Genomic DNA, 21,202 nt, shown 5'->3' with positions numbered 1-21,202 from the left:
CCAGTTGTGAAAAAGAGTGCATCTAGGCAATAGACGCACCTCACTAAGAGGAATTGAGGCATCCCAGCTTTATCATATGTGCATCCTTCATCACAGCGGGCGGCATCGCTTCATCGGGGAGGCGAATGCTATCTTATGATAGATCCGAGATCTGCAGTTTAAGAAAATTCTGCTGAAAAAAGTGGGAGTGGAAAGATCAGAGCGTTGGCAGATACCTCTTTATCTCCCACTCGCCTACGTAGGATCTGAATTGATCCCATTCCCTCTGCTTTACAGTTATGAAGTTCTCGTACACATGGTCTCCGAGGACGGATCTCATAAGCTTGCTTCCTCTGAGATGGTGTAGCGCTTCACCCAGGCTCTCGGGCATGGACATGATTCCTTCCGATAGCCTTTCCTCCGGCGTCATATGGAATATGTCCTTTTCAACGGGCTCAGGAGGTTCTATTTTCTGTTTTATTCCTTCAAGCCCCATTCCTAAAACGACTGCAAACTGCAGGTATGGGTTTCCAGCCGGATCAGGGCATCTCAATTCCATCCTCTTTCTGACCCCCTCGCCAGCCGGAATCCTAACCAGCGCCGATCTGTTCTTGTTTGCCCATGATATGTAAACGGGTGCTTCATAGCCTGGTATGAGCCTCTTGTAAGAGTTAACAGTGGACGCAAGGATCGCAGAAGCCTCGTTCACGTACTTGAGAATGCCACCCAGATAATGCATAGCATATTCGCTAAGCCCGTACTTCGCATTTTTATCGTAGAACCTGTTCACCTTTTCATCAACGCTCATTATGCTCTGGTGAATGTGCATGCCGGAACCGTTAACGCCGTTTATCGGCTTCGGCATGAATGAGGCGTAGAGGCCGTTCCTCTCAGCTATGTTCTTTATGATGCTCTTTAGCATGACTATCCTGTCTGCCATCTTAAGTGCCGGCGCATATCTAAGATCAACTTCCTGCTGACCGTAGGCAACCTCGTGGTGTGCGGCCTCTGGTTGATAACCAAGATCGTAGAGTTCCTTCATTATCTGCTGCCTTATATCGCTGGCTGAGTCGAGCGGCGTGTTGTCGAAGTATCCGCCATAGTCGCTTGGCTCGGTTGTTGGGTTTCCGCTGGCGTCCCTTTTGAACAGGAAGAACTCAAACTCAGGGCCCACGAAGAACTCGTTGCCTTCCTTATGCACCTGATCGATGATGCGTTCAAGGACATACCTTGGATCTCCTGGAAATCTTGTTCCATCTGGGGAATAGACGCTGCATACGAATCTCGCTATCTTGTTCTTTCCAAATTCATCAGGAAGAAGCGTGTAGCTCTCAAGGTTGGGCAGTGCACGCATATCGCTCTCTTCGATCTGCGCATATCCTGCGACGGAGCTTCCGTCAAACACAACACCCTCCGTGAGGGCGTTCTCGAACCTGTTCTTCGGAACGGTGAGGCTCTTAACATTTCCCACTATGTCCGTGAACTGCATCTGCAGAAACTCAACACGATCCTCCTCTATCCTTTTAAGCGTTTTAGAAACAAGATCCTCTGGCATAGCAGCCTATGAACATGCATGATTTATATTTTTAGATCGGAGAATTGACAATACGTAAGGTCGTATCCAGATTCTGAATATACGGCAGATGCTGATAATCGCTCAACCAGCATCATTTTAGCAATGTTTAAATATCTGAATAGAATATCTGATTATCGATATCTGAATATCGATATGAGGTGAGAGAGCATGTTTGGAGGAATGAGAGGGCCATGGGGCCACCATGTATACCATTCAAGGGGTTTCGTTGGCATCCGATACTGGATACTGAGAATACTGGCTGATGGAGAGAAGACCGGAGCAGATATAATGGCAACTATGGAGAATATGTCTATGGGCAGGTGGAGGCCGTCTCCAGGCGCAGTCTATCCGCTGCTGAGGGACATGGAAGACGAGGGATACATAAGGAGCACCGAGAGGGACAACAAGAAGTACTATTCGCTGCAGGAAAAGGGCAGAGAGATGCTTGAAATGCTCGGAGCAGGCCCTTTCTACGGCAGGGATCTGGAGACATCCAGCATTGGCGACGCGATAGATCGTGTCAGCGATTATATCAATTATCTCAAGGACAACCGTGAACAGGTACGATCCTCATCGGCGTATATGGAAAAGCTTAAAAAATTGAAGAACGACATAGAGTCGATCCTGGGCTGGTAAAATAAAATAAATTTAGCTTTATCTATCCAGCCTTTTCTATTTTTTTCTTCAGATCCGCTATTTCTTCCTGTAACTGTTTGTTCATCGGATTCTTCTTTGCCTTCTCTTCAAGTTCCTGGAGTTTCATTTCAAGGCTCTTCTTCTTTCTGTTAAGATCCCTTTTGCTGAGTCCCATAATACAACACCCGCGGGTATCGTTCCAGATACCATGAGCTATGGTGTTATCTCTTTTTTATGTATTAATTTTATTATTTTCGTAACTTCAAAGCACGGATCCGTAACCTCCCATAGCAGGCTAATCGTGCTTATGTGAAGTCTCAGTTCCATGTATAAAACTTATTAGGAAGGCAGAAATGAGAAAGAGTGAAGGACGTAATCGTAATAGGGGCGGGCCCCTCAGGTTCCTTTGCGGCGCATAGGCTGGCAAAGGCAGGCTTCAGCGTCGATCTTCTTGAAGAGCATAGAGAGGTAGGGAAGCCTGTGGAATGCACCGGGCTTGTCTCGCAGCGCGTCCTTCAGTATGTTAGAACGAAGAGCATAGCCGGAACGGTCAGGGGCGCAAACATTTTCTTCCCCAGCGGAAAGAGCCTGCATATAGAGAAGGAAGATCGCACCATAGTGCTGTTCAGGGACTCCTTTGACAAGGATGTTGCAGCCATGGCCATAGGGTCAGGTTCAAATATAAGGATCAATGCGCGTGCGATCTCGGTGAAGGAACATGACGATCATGTCACCGTAAGATTCAGAGAAAACGGAAACCTGAAGGAGGAAGATGCGAGAATTGCTGTCGGTGCGGACGGCATCAACAGCATCGTAAGGCGCGATGTCTACGGCTTGAGGCAGAAGCATGTCGTTTCCACGCTCCAGTATGATATGGCCTCTAGGATCGAAGACGAAGATTCGGTAAACGTGTATCTCGGATCGAAATACACGCATGGATTTTTCGGATGGGCCGTCCCTGGTGGCGATATCATCAGGGTCGGAACGGGAAGCTACAGATCCTCCGCTCGCCAGTATATGGATAATCTGTCAGTCAGATTTGGAGAAAACAGGGTTCTGGCAATAACCGGGGCCGGTATACCCATAAGGATGGCGGAATTCCTGAACACACGCAGAACCGTTCTTGTGGGGGACGCAGGAGGAATCGTTAAACCTCTATCCGGCGGCGGAATATACACTGGAATATTCTCATCTGATGTTGCCTCGAAATATATATCAGAGGCTCTAGAGGACGACAGACCAGAAAAGATCCTCAGGAAATACGACAGGGAGATAAGATCGACCATAGGGAAGGAGCTGAAGAAGGATGCTATCGTGCAGAGCATATACTCAAGGATCAGCGATAGATCCTTTGACAGGATATACAACATGATATCAAGCGAGAAGATAATAGACGTCATAAACAGAAGCGGCGATATAGATTACCCTTCCACTGTAATAATTAAAGTACTCATCAGGAATCCCGGAATACTGTATTCCATGTGGAAGTAGACCATGGAACGTAAAGAGATAATTTATCTGGCTCTGCTCATATTCGTGACTTTCATCTGGGGCGTAACGTTCCCCATGATCAAGGATGTCTTCGTATACCTTTCGCCTGTCTCCTTCCTTGCCATACGCTTTGTCATTGCATCCCTCATATTTCTGCCCTTTGTTTACAGGAAGCTGAAGGAATCTAACAGAGATACGATAAGATACGGCGTGATAGCAGGCATCTTCCTATTCATAGCGTATTATCTTCAGACTGTAGGGCTCATGTACACTGAGCCTGCTCTATCCGGTACAATAACTGGCATATACGTGGTATTTGTGCCTCTGATATCCTACATCTACCTGAGAAAACGTGTCATGCGCATTGAAATATACTCGTCTGTCTTTGCATTCATCGGCCTTGTACTCATGTCCTACAGCGGGCTGCACAATCTGGCAATAGAGGCGGGCGACATACTCACTTTCATCGCCGCCATATTTTATGCCATGCAGCTTGTCTACGTCTCAAAATACGCTTCAGATGTGGATCCGCTAACATTCTCATTCCTGCAGATAGTCGTGGTCGCGGTACTATCGCTTGCTTTCATGCGCACAGATATGTATCCGCTTGTCTTTTCCTATTATGCGCTGTTCGTTGTGGTATTCACGGCCATATTCGCCACCTTCCTCGCCACCTACATATACGTATCGGCGCTCTCCAGGATGAACGTGACAAAGGTTGGCGTCATACTCATAGGAGAGCCAATATTCGCAGATATAACCTCCATATTCCTCTTCAATGAGCCCGTTGGGCCTGTTGAAGTCCTTGGGATATGCATAATGATAGCCTCGATCGGCGTCATATCCTATTTCTCGGACTGATCCCTTCCCTCATGCACCCTCACGGCTATGCCCTCTCCGTACTCCCTCAACTCCCTGCCTGACACCATCGCCTTTCCCACAGCGGCAAGGTTTCCATCCTCATCCACCACAAGGACGTCGTTCTTCGCTATTATGGTTTCGTCTGTGTCCTTTATGAATTTGAAGAATACGCTGTATCCCTTTGCATTGTACTCTGCGCTCTCATTTGAGACCACCACCCTGAGTCTGGGTGGCTTGAGCGATGAATGAAGCAGATATCCACCGTAATAGGTCAGCGTGAAGAAGCCATCGTTTCTCAGCGTGGCTATCAGCCTACCGTCCCTTGAGAGTATGCCCCTTATCCTGCCGGTCTTCGACACGTTAATCTTCACGTCATCCCTGAAGATCATCTTTCCCGTACCCATACCGAACTGATAATCCGCTATGACCCTTATCTTGTTCAGATTGAAGTTTCTGATCTGATCGCCTTCGAACTTTTCTCCCTTGTAAACATCAACCCTGAATGGAGAGATGATATCCTTAACCGCAGAGAAATCAGGATCAGGTTCAAAGCCAGAGCTTACTGTCTGTTCCACCGGATATGTATTTTCAAGCTCAGCAGGAACAAAGGTGCCAGACCATGAGATGAGGGCATTGCAGTCGATCTTCTGGTACACGTTCCTGACGAAATCTGTATTGGTGTAGCCTGGATTCCAGGCCTTGCCCGTGAAAACATATGTGTCCTTCCTGCTGGACGACAGGTACTGATCCGTGAATTTACTTATCCTTGAAACATATGGATTCTTCGTTGAGAAGGAATCATAGAAGAAATAGGCGGTTTTCTTTGAGAGATCCTCGTATCTCTCCAATATATTTGAATAGGACATCATCCTCCAGTAGGCCTTCAGGAGGCTTGGATGGGATCTGGCCTTCTGCGCCACATACTGTGCAAGGCCCTCTTCATATATCCTTTCCTTTATCTCCGCGATCTCCATGAATATGGCCTTGAGATTATGTCTGGCTATCTCTATGCTGCGTTTTTCCTTTTCAAGATCCCTCAGCTCCTTCAGGGTGTATCTGCCGTAAAGCGGGCTCCACTGGGGCAGTTCAGTTATGCGGGCAAGATCCCTCGTACCGTCCGGATATATGAGGCGGTCATCCTTCGCGTACTTCACATAGGAGGCTGAGTCGAAAAGATCTACTCCAAGATATACTGCAAAGGCGAAGAACATGGGATGGCCGCCGCCGAAGAGATGCACCGGCTTGTTGAAGCTCAGGTTGATCTTTGAATTTATTATTATATCGACGAGCGTGGAATAATCGTACGTTTCCAGAAGCGGTACAACACCACCGATAGGATGGTACATTGCTCTTGTTGAATTCATCAGCTCAGCGGATCTCCTCCTGAGATCGGAATAGACTCCGCCCTGCACAGGACCAGCAATGATGCCGTCCTCATCGTTTACCTCAAGCATGCGGTTATACGTCTCTATTACGGCTTTCTCAGCCTGGGATCTTGGCGTTCCGGGCGTGGTAAAAACATCCAGTATGGTGGATATGTCGCTTCCTATCCTCTTCTGGAACTCCACAACCTCCCTGTTGTTGAACTCTATGGAACCGTAAACGTAGCTCTGGAACGTACCGGAATCCGTCATTATTGGCCCGTCATATCCGATCAGAGCGTGAAGCCCATCCTTCAGCGCCCGTTCCCTGAGCTGCGGCGTCCTGAGTATTATGTAGCTGTTCGTTATTATGCCCTGCAGGCCAAGCGGCTTCATCTCCTCCGGCGTTATATCCATTATGTTTGGGTTTATGACCGGCAGCACCGTGGGTGTCTCGATGGTACCATGCGGCGTCTCGAATTTTGCTATCCTTGCAAGGCCGTCCCTTTCCTTTATCTCCATAGCTCACGAATAATAATAGTTGTTCTGCTCCTTCTGCATCCTGTCAAGGCTGCTGTTCTCCTTGTTTATCCTTGGCCTTCTTGAGTTCTGATCCCTCCTGAAGGTCACGCCCACGATCTTGAGAAATCTGTTCATGCCATCGCGCATGTCCATGGGTCCTTCCGATTGACCATGCGATCCTGGTACGCCAGAGAAGACGATCAGACTGTCCGATATGAGATCAATCAGATATATGTCATGGTCAACGACCATTGCGGTCTTCTTGGTGTTCTCCATTACCCTCCTTATCACCTTGGCGACAACCATCCTAAAGGAAGAATCCAGATGCGCGGATGGCTCGTCTATCAGATATATATCCGCATCCCTTGCAAGGGTCAGCGCTATGGACAGCCTCTGAAGCTCTCCACCTGATAGCCCGCTGACGGGATTCTCCATCAGATCCTCTATGCTCAGCGGATGGAATATCTCATTCTTGACGAAGGAATCTTCGGACCTCTCTCCGAGTGAAGTTCTTATCAGATCGGAGACGGATCCGTCAAATGATGTGGTTATGTACTGCGGCTTGTATGACACCCTCAGGTTCTGGGATATGGTTCCTGAATCCGGTGTCATTACGCCAGCAAGCATCATTATGAATGTGCTCTTTCCCAGCGCGTTTTTTCCAAGAATTCCCACGATCTCGCTCTTATGTATCTTTCCGGCAGAAACATCGAGCGTGAAGTCTCCCAGCGTTTTTTTGAGATCCGTCCAAGAAATGAGATCCTGGGTGAATTTATCACGCCTTGACGTCTTCTCCTCAAACTCTATGGGATAGCTCCGTATGCGTACGTTCTCTTCCCTGAGGAAACCGGATAGGTATGCATTTATTGCCCTGTTTGTGGAGAGCGGCTCTGAGAAGATGCCGTAAACGCCTGGATCGCCGTAAACTATGTTCACGGAATCCGCGAGCCAGTCGAGTATGGCCAGATCGTGCTCCACCACTATGACGGTCTTTTTCCTGGCAAGATCCTGAACGATCCTGGATGCATTCAACCTCTCATTTATATCCAGATAGGAGGTCATCTCGTCAAACAGATAGATGTCTGCATCCTTCTCAAGAACTGTACCTATGGCCAGCCTCTGCAGCTCTCCTCCGGAACATTCGGTCACGCTCTTGTTGACTGAATTTTCCAGATTAAGCTGGGTCACTATATCGCTGTATCTTCCGGTTTCGTCATTTTTCTTCAGGATCTCCCCTATTGTGCCCTTCACCACTTTCGGAATATAATCAACATACTGGTTCTTCAGCACTGCCTTCTTGTTCTGTTCATACAGGCCCCTGAAATAGGCACCCATCTCTGTTCTGGCAAATCTGTTTATGACAGCCTCCTTTGATGGCGGGCTGTCATACGATCCTAGGTTCGGCACCGTGATTCCGGAGAGTATGTTGAGAGTCGTGGTCTTTCCCAAGCCATTCTGGCCAAGTATGGCCGAGACCCTGCCTGGCGTTATGGTGGGGATGGAGTATATCCTGAATCCGTTTACCCCGTATCGGTGAAGAACTTCTTTGTTGAGCTCGTCCGGGAGCGTAACTATCTTTATTGCACCGAATGGGCATCGTCTTATGCAGATACCGCACCCTATGCATAAAGTTTCAGATATCAGCGGCTGGCCATCAGGATCAGGAAAATCAATGGCCATCACATGATTGCGGACGGGTGGGCAGTAATACTGGCACTCGTGATGGCATTTTTTTGGATGGCATTTGTCTCGATCAAGGACGGCTACATGCATCGGGCATCCCTATTGAACGACCTTCCAGTAGTCATCAGGGATCTCGTCGTATATTCTGTATTCCTCATCCGTCTTCTTTTTCCTAAAATCTACCTTCATGTTGGCAAGTTCTATGATCTTGTTTATGTTCAGAATCCAGTAATGTATGCGCCACTCCCTACCATCAAAGAGAGTCGTCTCCTCCCTTTCCGTCTGCAATATACCTATATCCTCCATGGTGTAAAAAGAATCCCTATCTTCTGGTTCAAGCATGTTATCAATAACACGGTCATTATATCCAAAAAAGTTTATTATATGTTCAGCAGCCTCCATAGCTTCCTCCTCACTCATCCGCCGATCCTGAAGGCTAAGACCGGCATTTATAGCCTTTGATAATTCTTCAAGAGTGGTGTAATACCTAATCCCGGACTTACCGTCATCGCTCTTATTGATCATAGCAACCTCTTCTGAAGCTTCCATAGGAAATTAATGATTGCAAATATATAGTTAAGCTTATCGAGTTATGCATATAAATCAACCAAATATCGTATATAAGGATATTCATTAAAAGTTAAAAGAAAAAAATTTATTGATATATCAACTTCGATGATGGATATCGGCAGTATTTCCTATGGGTGATATGCTGTTAAGAAAATTCATGTACAATGATATATACTTTCTTGAATAGGGTTTTCAAATTCATAGCATAGCGGCCATGCAATTCTAGAAGCCTCACCAAGACGCATTCAGCGGTGGTTACTGCGATGATCGAATATCACCATCAATACCAATCATGCCACGAAAACGGATCACCATGACAATTTAGAAATAATGGGACAGAATGTTTAAATATGGAAGATATCAGCAGCATCGTGTTCGGTCCAGTCCCATCCAGAAGACTTGGGAGGAGCTTGGGTGTCAACAATATACCTCCAAAATTGTGTTCATACTCCTGCGTTTACTGCCAGCTTGGAAGAACCATATCATATTCAACAGAAAGAAGGCAGTTCTATGATCCAAAGGATCTGGTTGAGGCAGTTTCCAGAAGGGTCGAAGAGATAGAATCCAGAGGGGAAAGGATCGACTATATAACCTTCGTTCCTGACGGGGAGCCCACACTCGACGTAAATCTTGGAAAGGAAATAGACGGAGTCAAGAGCCTTGGCATAAAAACCGCAGTTATAAGCAATTCCTCACTAATATCGCTTGAGGAGGTCAGGTCTGATCTCTCTGAATCTGACTGGGTTTCACTGAAGATTGATGAAATTGATGCAAAGAGATGGATAAGAATAAACAGGCCATACGGCAGCACAAAGCTTGATGATATTCTGGAAGGGATCAGGTCTTTCTCCGTGGAATATGGAGGATATCTGGCAACGGAAACGATGCTTGTCAAGGGAATACAGGATGCCGGTGATATAGAGAAGATTGCGGATTTTATCAGCTCTCTTGAATCGGTGAAGAGATCCTACATCGCCGTACCAACACGCCCTCCTGCTGAAACATGGGTGACGCCACCGGACGAGGATTTCATAAACACATCGTTCCAGATATTCTCAGAGATTCTCGGATCCGATAAGGTTGAATACCTGATAGGTTATGAGGGGGATGATTTTTCAGTAGCGAGTGATGTCATCGCCAGCCTGCTCAGCATCACATCTGTGCATCCTATGAAGAAGGAGGCTATAGAGAAGGCGCTCGCTGAAAACGGATATGAATGGAGCGCGTTCGAAGAACTGGTAAATGATAAAAAGGTTGTGGAGCTGAAATACAGGGGAGAGACCTATTTCATGAGGAAAATACGCACGCGATGAAGGTAAATAGATACATTCTCTGCGGTACATTTAATATGTTATGATCTTATACTAAATACGTATTTTATTGACGAAAAACGAAAAATGGACAGTGCTTCAACTTATGATCTTTCAAACCATATCAACGTGATCGCTTAGAAGCATTCAATATATATGCCATGATCGCAATATTTTCAAGCCTGCGATCTGGCATGCGTATCTTTTGAATCTAAACGTTCCGTTGCACATCCAGATCAAGAGGGGCGTTCAGGAAGTTCTTCGCTCCATGACTTGAGATCCTCCATCAGGCTATCGATCGCGTAGTCGATCTGCGGGTCAACGCCCTTAATGTAGTGATCCGGCCTGTATTCAACTTCGATGTCAGGATCTACTCCATAGTTCTCCACGCCGAAACCAGTGTCTCTGAACCAGAAGGCGTATTCTGGCTGGGAAAGAACAGTGCCGTCAATCAGCCTGCGCCTGGGTGATATGCCCACCACGCCTCCCCACGTTCTTGTCCCTATCAGCTTGCCAAGGCCGAGTTTCTTGAAGGAGAAACTGAATATATCACCGTCAGATCCGGCATACTCGTTTGTTATGGCTATCATCTTCCCCCTGACGGAATTTGTTGGATACGGGCTCAGGCTCCCTCTTCTAGGATTGTCATAGCCGAGCCTCCTGTTCAGCAGCTTCTCTATTATCAGTTGTGATACGAAGCCTCCGCCGTTGAATCTGACATCGATTATGAGGCCAGGATATGAAGCCTCGTTTATGAACAGTCTATAGAACTCATTGAGCCCCATCATCCCCATATCCGGTATATGTACATAGCCTATCTTTCCTCCGCTCCTCTCATGAACATATCTGCGGTTCTCCTCTACCCATGATCGATACCTTATGAACCTGTCATCTTCAAGGACATCGACGAATATTTCTCTGCTTTCACCGTGAACCTCGGATATCTTGATCCTTGCGGATGTGCCGGCTTTGGTGGACAGTGCGCTGTATATGCTTTTCTTTGGGCCAACAGGTTCCCCATCGACTTCATCTATTCTGTATCCCATCGGGTTTATTCCATATTCGAATATTGGCGATTTTTCGCCCTCATTGGAAAAATCGCCGGCGTACACCTTCGTTATCTCATAGTGATCTTCCTTCAGGCTCACATCGCATGCTATTCTGCCGCTGCTGAATGGATCCGCATCGGTGAATGTTCCACCCATCTCGTAGGAATGAGATGTGCGATATTCCCCCTGCATCTCAACTATGACGTTGCTCAAATCGAATCTTGTCCTGCACAGAGGCACAAGCTTTCTGTACTTCTCATATATCCTTTCCGAGATCTCACGTGCAACGGCCTCGTTCCAGTAATTGTCTCTCGCAAGCTTCCAGGATTCATCATACATCTGCAGAAATTCCTCCTGCCTGCTGGATACGATTGGCCTCCTGTCGGTTTCCAGAGCCTTTTCTTCTTCTGGCTTATCCAGGTTGAAGATGTAGAGCTTACCGTCATCCTTCCTTATGATCGCGTTCTTTCTATCAAGAGAAAGCCTGATGTCCGTCAGGTTTCTCTTCAGTTCGGTGACCTTCTTTGTCTTTATGTCGTATCTGCTGAGTACACCTTTTTCAGGTGCACCCTGATAGTAGGAGGCATATTCTCCATGTACCGGAACGCTGTACAGAAGAAGGGAAGTCTCCAGCGGTATGATCATTCTGTAGTCTGCTGGTTCCACATTTATCGGGCTGGATCTCCTGTACATTTCGTTCAGATCGTATTCCGTGCCGCCCTCAACCAGCGACTGAGGCACAAGCTTTGTGGGATTTGGCAGGCCGGGAATAAGTGGCACTACGAAGGGCTTGGATACAACTTCAAAGCTGAAGTTGAGAACGATCTTGTCAGGGCTTGGATCCAGGCTTCTGTAAGACAGGTAATAGAGGTATTTTGAATCAGAGTCGAAGGCTGGGGCGTAGTCATGCGAATTATCTGTTGTGGCTTGATAAACCGTCTTCTGGGAAATGTCGTACACATGTATTGACTGCATTACATAGCCTCCAGTGCTGTTGTGCTTTAGCGGGAAACTGTAGGCTATGAACCTGGAGTTATCTGATATGGTGAAATCAGTTATCATGCCCTCAGTGCTTCTCTCGATCAGCGTTGAAGACTTGCTTTCAAGATCGATCATCATAAGTTCGAAGCGGTCGTTTGCTATCACGGCGAACTTGCCAGATCTGTCGACGGACATTGCAAATACGTTTCCCAGGTTCTCACCGAATATCTCGCTCTTTCCATCTCTGTAATCGTATATCCCGAGAAAATCGCCGTCTCTCGTTCCATAGATGAAGGCTATCTTCGTATCGCTAGCCCTCCTGACATATCTCACCCTCAGGGGCTGAGGTACCCTCATCACATAATTGCCCGAGGTGTCCTGTATGAACGCCTGCCCTCTGCTTACGAGGGCGATGAGATCCCCGTCCAGAATGGAGAAATCTTCAAGAAATTTTGAAGGTAAGCTTGTCACTCTATCCTCCGGAGACTCGATGTCCCCTATCTCTAACCTTTCCACCCTCTCATCATCCGGGTTAAATATGTATAGGGATCCGCCCATGGAAAAGACTATGCGTTTTCCATCCGTATTGAGATGCCTTGGATAGTAATCTCTGAAGTCTGTATGCTTCTTCATATCCTTACCGTCCAGATCAGTCGAATAGATCTGGCCGAAGCCTTCCAGATCGGTTATGAAATATATTCGCTGGCTAACCAGGACGGGACTTGATACATGGGTTTCTATGTCTATAATTTTCCTGAATTTGCCATCCTCGCTCTCTATCCAGACCTTTCCGCGCGTTCCGCCCCTGTACCCCTTCCAGTGCGGCAGTTCATATGTGTTTCTGCCTACTATCCTCCTGCTGCCGGCATAGATGATGTGTGTTGCTGGACCAAGATTTAATGGCCTGAAATTGAGACCATCCCCCTCCACAGCATAAAGGTAGGTCATGGATGAGAATGGCTGCATTGCATCTGTTGCAATTATAAGACTGCCGTCTGGCCCAAAGCCGGCCACATCTGTGAACATCCTCCTGCCCGTGCTTTTCCCCGCAAAGTACGTTATCCGCCTGAGGCTGCCGTCAGAAAGATCGTACGTGTACAGCTCGGCTGTATTGAGCGAGGCGCCTCGCATAACGCGCAAAACTATCTTCTTTCCATCAGGGAAAAACCTAGCGTTATTTATAACTCCGAGGCCTGAGACAAGTTTTCTTGTTTCATGGGTGGCCAGATCGTATTCCCAGAGATCATCACAGCATATGAATATAACACTGTTTCCATATATATCCGGATTCAACAAAAGATTCGGCATACAGGGAATATGCATTTCATCTGTCTTAAAAGTTTTGAAGCTTCGTATATGACCCGCAAAGAGATATAAACAGGTGGAAAATTAAGGAAGAAAGTAGAATCGATGCCAACAATTGAAGATAGGATAAAGGAGATTGAGGATGAGATCAAGCGAACGCAGTATAACAAGGCGACAGAGCATCATATCGGTCTGTTAAAGGCGAAGATAGCAAAGCTGCAGATGGAGGCCAGCGCAAGGCACGGCGGATCCCATGCGGGATTTGCAGTTCCAAAGTCAGGAGATGCTACAGTTGCACTTGTCGGCTTCCCCAATGTGGGTAAGAGCAGCCTTCTGAATCGCCTCACAAACTCTGACAGCGAGATAGGCGATTACGCCTTCACTACACTGAAAGCTATACCGGGTATACTCGAATACAAGGGCGCGGAGATACAGATACTCGATCTTCCAGGCATCATTGAGAATGCATCCTATGGTGCTGGAAGGGGGAGAGAGATCCTCAGTGCAGTGCGATCAGCGGATCTGATAGTCATCGTTACCGATGTTCAGGCTGGTGGCATCGATAAGATACTGACAGAGCTTTATAATGCGGGTATAGTCGTGAACAGAAAACGCAGAAACGTGGAGATCAAGAAGACAACTTCCGGTGGAATAAGGTTGCACAAGCCAAAGACCGTTGACATAGATGAGGATTACATAAAGGAGATAATGAAGGAGTTCAAGCTTGTTAATGCGGATGTATACATACGCGAAAATGTGAGCGTCGAAGATATAATAGAAACGCTTCAGGGCCGTTACGTTTACATTCCATCCATCGTTGCAGTCAACAAAATTGATATGAATCCCTCGTTCGATACATCGCAGGTATCGCAGTACGGTGAGGTGTTCAGAGTTTCGGCAAAGACAGGTTATGGTATAGAGGAACTGAAGGAGGGGATATTCAAGTCACTGAGCCTCATCAGAGTATATCTCAGAAACAAGGCGGGAGTGGTTGATTTCCAGAAGCCGCTGATACTGAGAGAAGGTACAACGGTAAGGGAGGTCTGCAGGAAGATAAACAGAAGCATGATAGATTCCTTCAGATATGCAATAGTGTCCGGCAAAAACAGACCCATCGGCGAACAGAGGGTAGGCATCGATTACCAGCTTATGGATGAGGATATCGTCACCATAATAAGCAGATTCTGAGCACATACAAGTTAAATGGCGAAATCTATATATGCCTCACATTAATAAAGGATAGAATTCTGCAATGAAGTGTTACTATGACGGATCTTCTCCAGGAATTTGAGGAAAAGAGAGACATTCTGAGAAAGGCAATAGAGGAGCATATAAAGAAAAGAGATGAAGCTGCACAGCAAAGCCGTAATTATGCCGAACAGAGGGACCAGCTGAACGCCAAGGTTCACGAAATGAGGGACCAGGTCAAACAGAAGATATCACAGAAGAACGCCCTCATAGAGGAAGTTCAGAAGATAAGGTCAGAGAAGGAAGAGCATTTTAAGAAGCTTTCAGAGCTAAGAAAGGAGTACAAAAAGATAGCTGAAGAAGCCAACTACACGAACGTGAACCAGAGAGAGATCAGAGCCAAGGAAAGGGAGCTTCAGAAGCTGATAAAGAAACAAGAAACAATGCAGCTGACAAAGGCGGAAGAGGACAAGGTTGTGCAGGAGATTAAGCGCCTCAGCAACGAGATCAAGAAGATGAAGGAGGACAGGGAGAAACAGCTCAGCGAGAACGAGAAGGTCAAAGATCTGCTGGCCGAGATAGAAAAGGAAAAGACGCTCGCAAGGGATCTGAAGAAGAGAGCAGAGGAAATATCAAACCAGATATCCGAAATAAGCAACGATATAAACAAGTCTCTCCAGGAACTTGATGAGGTCAGGAAGAAGGCCGATGAAATGCATGAGATGGCCATAAAATACGGAAAGGAGTCTGAACAGGAACATGAAGCTTTCATACAGGCGAAGAACGATCTCAAGGATCTAGAGAAGGTAATAGCCGGGCTTAAGACAAAGAAGAGGGCAACCAAGAAGAAGGAAAAGGATGATGAGCTTCAGCAGAAGGCTGAGATCCTCTTCGAGAAATTCAAGAACGGTGAGGAACTCACCACGGATGATCTATTGATCCTTCAGAAAGCGGGATTCCTGTGATATGAACATATTCAGGTTGGGTTACCTGCTGGTACTGGCTGGGATCCTGATCCTGATTGCCATGGCAGCAATCGGGATTGCTCATTTTGCTCTTTTTATCATATTTCCTATCATATACGGTTCAGGTTTGTCCATAATACCGTTTCTCCTCATATTCCTCGGTATCGTGCTGATGTTCTTCTCTCCATTTCAGTTCCAAAGGGATGCAGATCAGGTGTTCATACCGCCTGAATATGAAAGCAGCTTTGAGGATAATGCACGCGAGGAGAGAAAAGAGGAAAAACACTATGGCGGCCTCATAATGATAGGCCCAATTCCGATAATATTTGGAAATGATAAGAATTTAATTTACATATCAATAGGCGTTGTCGTTCTCATAATCCTAGTTTTCATCCTGTACTATCTCAGAGGATAGGGCCACCTGATACACTTTGGATCCGTTTTGGAGGTTAAGCTTCTGAGAGAGCACGCTCTCATGTATTTCGCAATCCTCGCCTATGGTCGTGTTCTGCATTATGACGGAGTTGACCACCTTCGTTCCCCTCATTATCTTTGAAGAAGCCATTATAACTGAATTCTCTATATGAACATCGTCCCCGATTGAGACGTTGTCGTAAACGGCCGATCCTGATATGGTTATGTTTTTGCCCATATGGACACCTTCGCCTATGTATATCGGCGGCTTCACAGAAGCGCCATCCGGAACCTTCGACCTGACTATGGCCTTTCCAGATCCGTTGAAACTTTCTCCGTATTTTTCAACCATGATCTGGTTTGCCTTTATGACGTCCTTTGGCCTGCCGGCATCCAGCCATACCCCATCTATCAAATATGTTCCGATCTTCACGCCCTGGGAGAGCAATTTCGGGAAGAGATCCTTCGCAAAGTCGTACTGTCCGGTCTGAGGAATATAACGAAGAAGAGATCGATCCATGACGTAAACGCCAGCGTTTATCGTGTCTGAGAACGTCTCATTTTTGCCGGGCTTTTCGAGAAATCTCTTGATGTATCCGTCTTCATCTATCTCTGCTATACCGAATTGTGATGGATCATCGACCTTTGTGATGGCTATGGTTATCTTGTTCTTTTTATGCTGATGCTCCCTGATCATGTCCCCAACATCGAAGTCGATAAGTATATCTCCGCTTCCAACGACGAAGGTATCGTCCAGGAAATTTTCAGCAAGCTTGACGCCGCCGGCAGTGCCTGCAGCTTCCTTCTCAACCGAAAACAGTATGTTCTGGTCTCCATTCTTATTTTCAAGCACACCCTTTATCAGGGATTCAAATTTGTATCCAGTTGTGATTATTATGTCATTTATTCCGGATCTGTAGAACGCATCAAGTATGTACGATATCACGGGCTTGCCAGCAACTGGAACAAGAGGCTTTGGAATTGAATATGTTATCGGTCTCAGCCTTGTCCCTTTTCCTCCAGCCATCAGAACTCCTTTCAGCGACATGTACGATCGTAACGAATTGTACAATATATTTTTATAGAATGATGGGCTTTCTGTTTAGGTACTCGCAGATATTAAACAATGATGAATGAAGATATAGCTGATAGTTCCGATCCAGACAGCTATGTTTTCAGATGGGGCTTTCCATCTCCAGCGCGGCCTGCCAGAAACGCTGTTCAAATTTCAGGCTGATGAGAAAGTAATCCTTGATCTCAGTTATATCGCCATTGAATCTGTCCATTGCGCTCAGTATTACGGACACTCTGTCTGCATATTCTTTCGAAGCATAGAATTCAGCCCACATCCTGTAATATTTATTGGGAGATGAAGAGACAGACCTGCCGACCTCAGAATAGCCCCACATACATGGTATCCAAGCTGCAAGGAACTGTGGCCATCCGATTGTGGATGAATAACGGAGATGCCTGGTGTAGGAATACGTTGTCATGGTCATCCTGCCGTTGCCCTCTACGCCAAGTTCATTTTCCAGATAAGCATGCGTTTCCATGCCCTTGTCCCTTCCCAAGATGACGGCGGATAGTATCTGAAAGGCCATATCGCTTGGCATCAGTTCTGCCGACCTTATCACAGCCTTGATCATCTCGTTCACATATAGCGAATCCTGGACGAGGTAAAATTTGAAGTTTTCTATTGGCAGATCTCCATTTCTCATCCTCGATACAAATTCATGATCCACATACCCCTTCCATTCGTCATCATAGAGAGACTTCAAGCTTTCCGCTATCATAATATCATAAAGGGGATCATTGTATTTTTTCTTTTTGAAAATTTGAAGGAGATAATGAATAATTGTATATTTTGATGCTACATTCGATCCATATGCCCTAAAATTTAAGCCTTATTCTTCGAATTTGATAAGCTAAAAAAACCGTATATTTAGGCTTTTTACATAAATGACGCATGATAGTGCTATGTAGCATTATCTAATTACGAAAGATTATTATATAATAAAATAAGGTTTAAATATGAACCAGTTATTAATCAAAATATGGCGTTTATAACGACTTTTGACAGGTTGCTCTTCGCCTACTCGATCGGTGTTCACATAATACTGGTCACGATGAGCATCTCTACCATTGTCGTTCTCAGTGTGGCTGAGTACCTGGGCATAAGATACAAGGACAAATATTATGATCTGATGGCAAAAAGACTCGCCAAGGTATTCACGATATTTTTTGCCATAGGAACGGCAAGCGGCATAGTGATGGCGGCTGAGCTTGTCATACTGTTTCCGAAGTTCTTTGCAGTTGTAGCAGCAGTTGCAATGGTTCCCTTTTACCTGGAGATCTTTGCCTTCTTTACGGAGACCATATTTCTCATAATATACATATACTACTGGGATGCATTTAAGAACAGGATAACGCACTGGATCCTCACGTTCTTCATTGGGGCAGGAACACTCGGTTCGGCAGCTTTTATAGTGATGGTCAATGCCTGGATGAATACGCCCAATGGATTCAACATACCAGTGTACGAGAGTACGGGCAAGATCGTGGACGTGAATCCATGGGCATCAGTTAATGCGCCCTCCTTCCTGGCCCAGATCGCGCATGTCGTACCTGAGACACTCCTTGCCGGAACAATGCTTATAGGTGGCTACTTCGCGTACAGATATCTGAGGTCGAAGGACATCGATGAGCGAACATTTTATATGAAGGGAAGCAAGATAGCGGCAGCCCTATCCATGTTCTACGTGATACTCACAGGCATATCCGGATCCCTTGAGGCCAGTGCGCTGATCGCCTATCAGCCACTTAAGTATTCCGCCATAGAGCTGAATCTTATGGGGGGCCGTGCATTTGAGCCAGAGAAGCTCTTCGGTACAATCGCATACGGCAAGATCGTGGGTGCTATTACGATACCTGGCCTGCAGAGCTTGCTTGCTGGAACAGGTAACGCATCCTATGTTGTACCAAAGGGACTTATGTACTATCCGATGAATGAATGGCCGCCACTGATAGTGCACACCATGTTCGATCTGATGGTTCTGTTCGGTATACTGATCGGTCTCTACTTGCTTGCTTATCTGATAATGTGGGCCATGAAGAAGCAGCCATACAGCAATAAATGGATGGCAATTCTGTTTCCGCTTTTCGGATTGATATCAATGTACACCATGGAGGATGGTTGGGTTGTGGATGAAGTCGGGAGGCAGCCATGGATAATATATAACGTAATGTATGTATACCAGGGTGCGAACACCACAACCTCGATGATAGGCCCGGGTATAGCGATGATCATCTTCTACACGCTGTTGATACCGGTGTCGTTCTACTTCTCGGCGAGAGTGTTCAACAGGGAAGAGGTCAGCAAGGAAGTTTCGGAATCCCAGTCCGCAACAGGGGTCAACTTCTGAGGTGCAAAATATGAACGCAGTGTTTGGTTTAAATTTCCTCATAATGTCGATAATGCTTGCCCTCTTCATCACAGAGTCGATGGGAGCAATGCTCTTTCTCTTCCACTACGAAGGATCTAAGAAAAAGGTCAGTCCCTATGTTATACCCATATGGGAGCTGACAGGCACATTCATAGCTTTCTGGGTCGTCACATCTGATTTTGCCTATCCATCAATACTGATACCTGCAGCATACATATTTGCCGTGCCTCTGCTTATCCTCCTGATAGCATTCATAGGAAGAAACGCCTTCATAATATTCGGTGAATTCATAAAGAAGGGCTGGTTGAACGACAGATCCATGTATTCGATATTCTCCATCTTCGAATGCCTGTTCTGCTTAGTCTTCGTCATATTCGCATCGTCCGTTGTAACTGGCGGCGGCGTGATCCTGTCAAAGATGGCTTTCAACGCCGGAAAATGGGCAGCGGCGCCTGGAGATATCCTGTTTGTCATAGGAGCCATCATCCTGATGTACGGGTTTTCGTTCATATTCTATGGACTGGAGAATTACATGAAGGTATCGTTGGTAGCTTCATATCTGGGCGTCATACTTGAAATAGGCGCGGTGATATGGATACACTCTGCAATAACTGCAGTACCATTTTCGCCAGTTCTTATCATAACCATAATAATAGGTCTTGCAGCACCGGCGCTGTTCTATTACAGGCCAACAAGAAAGATCATAGAGAATAAGATAGTATTTCTTTCCCTCCTTACATTGTCCATCTATCCGTTCTATTCGCTGGTCTATCCAAAATTCTTCGGTGGGACGCTTCCAGTGTCGGCGTTTCTTACCAATACCGCCATGGCCACAGCCTACTTCTACATAACCCTCGGTGGGGGAATACTGCTGATCCTGATGCTGATATACATGGTCTACGTGGCGAACAGTTTCTCGAAGATGCAGGCAGGATCAAAGGCTGAAGTAGAAAGATAAAAACTATCTCATATTTCTTTATATTATTTTTTCATGCAATAGCATAGCGAGCACGTTTTTCAGGATTTTTCTATTTGATCCAGAAGGTGATCATCTATGGCGATCTGTCTGCAATTCATGACGCAGCCTGGGGCTGATCCGCCGAGATTAGGATGGTGATGTCGCCCGCATAATCATGCGACGGCGTAACGAAGAACAGCTTCAGATCGTAATGCTGATCTGGAGGTATTGTTATGGGAAGTGGAGTCACGGATCCCACGGTGAACCCGGGCGTGCCTGAACTTATGGAATTTAATGTCGTACCGGTGCTGCCCCCATTCAGCTGCAGCGACAGGTACACCTTTTCGCCGGATGAGAGAGTTTCATGATTGAACTGGATCGAAATGGTCCTTGATGCGCCATTTTCGTTCAGCACTACGTTCACGTACATTACGTTCACTGTTACGGTTCCGTTCAGAGATAATCCATAGACGATCCCAAATGAAATGGCTATAACAGCCAATGCTACAGCTGCGGCGATCTTCCTTGCGCGTTTTACGGAGGGCTGCGTCTCTACTTGGACAGGATCTGCCATCTTTGCACCTTGATAGCCCTGGGCAGATTCGAACTGCCGTCTTTGGATCCAAAGTCCAAAATGCTTGTCCACTACACCACAGGGCTATGCACGATCATGCAAACTGTATTTATTTAACTTTCTGAGACCGCACATTATGCGATCCGGCAACCAGTTCATAAAGGCAAGATGCCTACTGTATTTTCTTGGAATACACAGCGATGCTATGCTGCAGGCATGCCGTTGTATCAGAATGCATTTTATGGCACTTGGTCAAGCAAATATTACAATGCCACCCTGTACAACGAGAACGGATCATGATTCCCCAATATTAGTATAATCGAATGAAATGATCAT

The 21,202-nt window shown here is 46.2% G+C and carries 18 protein-coding genes and 1 tRNA gene; 9 read left to right on the top strand and 10 right to left on the bottom strand.

Going from position 1 to position 21,202, the window contains the following annotated elements; genetic code table 11:
• Positions 1–196: 196 nt before the first annotated feature.
• Positions 197–1,534 (bottom strand): type I glutamate--ammonia ligase, encoded by a 1,338-nt coding sequence (gene glnA / locus DMB44_RS08820; RefSeq protein ID WP_110642846.1) that lies wholly within the window; start codon positions 1,532–1,534, stop codon positions 197–199.
• A 189-nt stretch (positions 1,535–1,723) separates the two neighbouring features.
• Here glnA and DMB44_RS08815 point away from each other — a divergent pair, with 189 nt between their 5' ends.
• A complete protein-coding gene (locus DMB44_RS08815) occupies positions 1,724–2,191 on the top strand; it encodes a PadR family transcriptional regulator (RefSeq protein WP_110642843.1) in 468 nt (155 codons plus the stop codon).
• A 22-nt stretch (positions 2,192–2,213) separates the two neighbouring features.
• On the opposite strand, the gene DMB44_RS09505 is transcribed toward DMB44_RS08815, so the two are convergent.
• A complete protein-coding gene (locus tag DMB44_RS09505; RefSeq protein ID WP_173338154.1) occupies positions 2,214–2,366 on the bottom strand; it encodes a hypothetical protein in 153 nt (50 codons plus the stop codon).
• A 188-nt stretch (positions 2,367–2,554) separates the two neighbouring features.
• On the opposite strand from DMB44_RS09505, the gene DMB44_RS08810 reads away from it, so the two are divergent.
• Both DMB44_RS08810 and DMB44_RS08805 read left to right on the top strand, forming a co-directional pair.
• Positions 2,555–3,682: a geranylgeranyl reductase family protein gene (locus DMB44_RS08810; protein WP_110642841.1), complete on the top strand. Its 1,128-nt coding sequence runs from the start codon at positions 2,555–2,557 to the stop codon at positions 3,680–3,682.
• Positions 3,683–3,685: 3 nt separating this feature from the next.
• Positions 3,686–4,543, top strand: a complete 858-nt coding sequence (locus DMB44_RS08805; protein WP_110642839.1) for a DMT family transporter — start codon at positions 3,686–3,688, stop codon at positions 4,541–4,543.
• On the opposite strand, the gene tgtA is transcribed toward DMB44_RS08805, so the two are convergent.
• From tgtA to DMB44_RS08790, 3 genes are read right to left on the bottom strand one after another with little or no spacing between them, the layout of a single operon-like run.
• Positions 4,528–6,426: a tRNA guanosine(15) transglycosylase TgtA gene (gene tgtA / locus DMB44_RS08800; RefSeq protein WP_110642837.1), complete on the bottom strand. Its 1,899-nt coding sequence runs from the start codon at positions 6,424–6,426 to the stop codon at positions 4,528–4,530. The two genes, DMB44_RS08805 and tgtA, sit on opposite strands and share 16 nt — an antisense overlap.
• Before the next feature lie 3 nt (positions 6,427–6,429).
• Entirely contained in the window at positions 6,430–8,199 is a 1,770-nt protein-coding gene (locus DMB44_RS08795; protein WP_110642835.1) for a ribosome biogenesis/translation initiation ATPase RLI, read from the bottom strand.
• A gap of 9 nt (positions 8,200–8,208) precedes the next feature.
• Positions 8,209–8,658, bottom strand: a complete 450-nt coding sequence (locus DMB44_RS08790) for a DUF6015 family protein (protein WP_201796961.1) — start codon at positions 8,656–8,658, stop codon at positions 8,209–8,211.
• A 371-nt stretch (positions 8,659–9,029) separates the two neighbouring features.
• Here DMB44_RS08790 and DMB44_RS08785 point away from each other — a divergent pair, with 371 nt between their 5' ends.
• Positions 9,030–9,992: a radical SAM protein gene (locus DMB44_RS08785; protein ID WP_110642833.1), complete on the top strand. Its 963-nt coding sequence runs from the start codon at positions 9,030–9,032 to the stop codon at positions 9,990–9,992.
• 233 nt (positions 9,993–10,225) lie between these two features.
• Here DMB44_RS08785 and DMB44_RS08780 read toward each other — a convergent pair whose 3' ends face one another.
• Complete coding sequence (locus DMB44_RS08780) at positions 10,226–13,327, bottom strand: S41 family peptidase (protein ID WP_110642831.1); 3,102 nt, start codon at positions 13,325–13,327, stop codon at positions 10,226–10,228.
• Between the two features lie 102 nt (positions 13,328–13,429).
• Here DMB44_RS08780 and DMB44_RS08775 point away from each other — a divergent pair, with 102 nt between their 5' ends.
• From DMB44_RS08775 to DMB44_RS08765, 3 genes are all read left to right on the top strand, one after another.
• Positions 13,430–14,512 (top strand): GTP-binding protein, encoded by a 1,083-nt coding sequence (locus DMB44_RS08775; RefSeq protein ID WP_110642829.1) that lies wholly within the window; start codon positions 13,430–13,432, stop codon positions 14,510–14,512.
• 77 nt (positions 14,513–14,589) lie between these two features.
• Positions 14,590–15,477, top strand: coding sequence for a coiled-coil protein (locus DMB44_RS08770; RefSeq protein WP_110642827.1), 888 nt, complete (start codon positions 14,590–14,592; stop codon positions 15,475–15,477).
• A gap of 1 nt (position 15,478) precedes the next feature.
• Positions 15,479–15,892 carry a DUF131 domain-containing protein gene (locus DMB44_RS08765; RefSeq protein ID WP_237265386.1) on the top strand — a complete coding sequence of 138 codons (414 nt, stop codon included), beginning with the start codon at positions 15,479–15,481 and terminating at the stop codon, positions 15,890–15,892.
• On the opposite strand, the gene DMB44_RS08760 is transcribed toward DMB44_RS08765, so the two are convergent.
• On the bottom strand, positions 15,860–16,918 hold the full coding sequence (locus DMB44_RS08760; protein WP_237265385.1) for a sugar phosphate nucleotidyltransferase: 1,059 nt from the start codon (positions 16,916–16,918) through the stop codon (positions 15,860–15,862). The two genes, DMB44_RS08765 and DMB44_RS08760, sit on opposite strands and share 33 nt — an antisense overlap.
• A 148-nt stretch (positions 16,919–17,066) precedes the next feature.
• Positions 17,067–17,684: a TenA family protein gene (locus DMB44_RS08755; RefSeq protein WP_110642823.1), complete on the bottom strand. Its 618-nt coding sequence runs from the start codon at positions 17,682–17,684 to the stop codon at positions 17,067–17,069.
• Between the two features lie 261 nt (positions 17,685–17,945).
• Between DMB44_RS08755 and DMB44_RS08750 the strand changes: the two genes are divergently transcribed.
• Complete coding sequence (locus DMB44_RS08750; RefSeq protein WP_110642821.1) at positions 17,946–19,313, top strand: cytochrome ubiquinol oxidase subunit I; 1,368 nt, start codon at positions 17,946–17,948, stop codon at positions 19,311–19,313.
• A 10-nt stretch (positions 19,314–19,323) separates the two neighbouring features.
• Complete coding sequence (locus DMB44_RS08745; RefSeq protein WP_110642819.1) at positions 19,324–20,292, top strand: hypothetical protein; 969 nt, start codon at positions 19,324–19,326, stop codon at positions 20,290–20,292.
• Positions 20,293–20,407: 115 nt separating this feature from the next.
• Here DMB44_RS08745 and DMB44_RS08740 read toward each other — a convergent pair whose 3' ends face one another.
• Positions 20,408–20,866, bottom strand: coding sequence for a hypothetical protein (locus DMB44_RS08740; RefSeq protein ID WP_110642817.1), 459 nt, complete (start codon positions 20,864–20,866; stop codon positions 20,408–20,410).
• Between the two features lie 13 nt (positions 20,867–20,879).
• Positions 20,880–20,952: transfer RNA gene (locus tag DMB44_RS08735), tRNA-Gln, on the bottom strand.
• Between the last annotated feature and the right edge of the window lie 250 nt (positions 20,953–21,202).

The sequence above is a fragment of the Thermoplasma sp. Kam2015 genome, assembly GCF_003205235.1.
In the GTDB taxonomy this organism is placed as follows: Archaea; Thermoplasmatota; Thermoplasmata; order Thermoplasmatales; family Thermoplasmataceae; genus Thermoplasma.
This window is presented reverse-complemented; position numbering and strand designations above follow the sequence as displayed.

Coding starts and splice junctions, on each gene's coding strand:
- DMB44_RS09505 (WP_173338154.1), bottom strand. CDS start 2,366: ATGGGACTCAGCAAAAGGGATCTTAACAGAAAGAAGAAGAGCCTTGAA.
- tgtA (WP_110642837.1), bottom strand. CDS start 6,426: ATGGAGATAAAGGAAAGGGACGGCCTTGCAAGGATAGCAAAATTCGAG.
- DMB44_RS08765 (WP_237265386.1), top strand. CDS start 15,479: ATGAACATATTCAGGTTGGGTTACCTGCTGGTACTGGCTGGGATCCTG.
- DMB44_RS08780 (WP_110642831.1), bottom strand. CDS start 13,327: ATGCCGAATCTTTTGTTGAATCCGGATATATATGGAAACAGTGTTATA.
- DMB44_RS08770 (WP_110642827.1), top strand. CDS start 14,590: ATGACGGATCTTCTCCAGGAATTTGAGGAAAAGAGAGACATTCTGAGA.
- DMB44_RS08755 (WP_110642823.1), bottom strand. CDS start 17,684: ATGATAGCGGAAAGCTTGAAGTCTCTCTATGATGACGAATGGAAGGGG.
- DMB44_RS08740 (WP_110642817.1), bottom strand. CDS start 20,866: ATGGCAGATCCTGTCCAAGTAGAGACGCAGCCCTCCGTAAAACGCGCA.
- glnA (WP_110642846.1), bottom strand. CDS start 1,534: ATGCCAGAGGATCTTGTTTCTAAAACGCTTAAAAGGATAGAGGAGGAT.
- DMB44_RS08795 (WP_110642835.1), bottom strand. CDS start 8,199: ATGCATGTAGCCGTCCTTGATCGAGACAAATGCCATCCAAAAAAATGC.
- DMB44_RS08745 (WP_110642819.1), top strand. CDS start 19,324: ATGAACGCAGTGTTTGGTTTAAATTTCCTCATAATGTCGATAATGCTT.
- DMB44_RS08750 (WP_110642821.1), top strand. CDS start 17,946: ATGGCGTTTATAACGACTTTTGACAGGTTGCTCTTCGCCTACTCGATC.
- DMB44_RS08785 (WP_110642833.1), top strand. CDS start 9,030: ATGGAAGATATCAGCAGCATCGTGTTCGGTCCAGTCCCATCCAGAAGA.
- DMB44_RS08775 (WP_110642829.1), top strand. CDS start 13,430: ATGCCAACAATTGAAGATAGGATAAAGGAGATTGAGGATGAGATCAAG.
- DMB44_RS08790 (WP_201796961.1), bottom strand. CDS start 8,658: ATGGAAGCTTCAGAAGAGGTTGCTATGATCAATAAGAGCGATGACGGT.
- DMB44_RS08805 (WP_110642839.1), top strand. CDS start 3,686: ATGGAACGTAAAGAGATAATTTATCTGGCTCTGCTCATATTCGTGACT.
- DMB44_RS08760 (WP_237265385.1), bottom strand. CDS start 16,918: ATGGCTGGAGGAAAAGGGACAAGGCTGAGACCGATAACATATTCAATT.
- DMB44_RS08815 (WP_110642843.1), top strand. CDS start 1,724: ATGTTTGGAGGAATGAGAGGGCCATGGGGCCACCATGTATACCATTCA.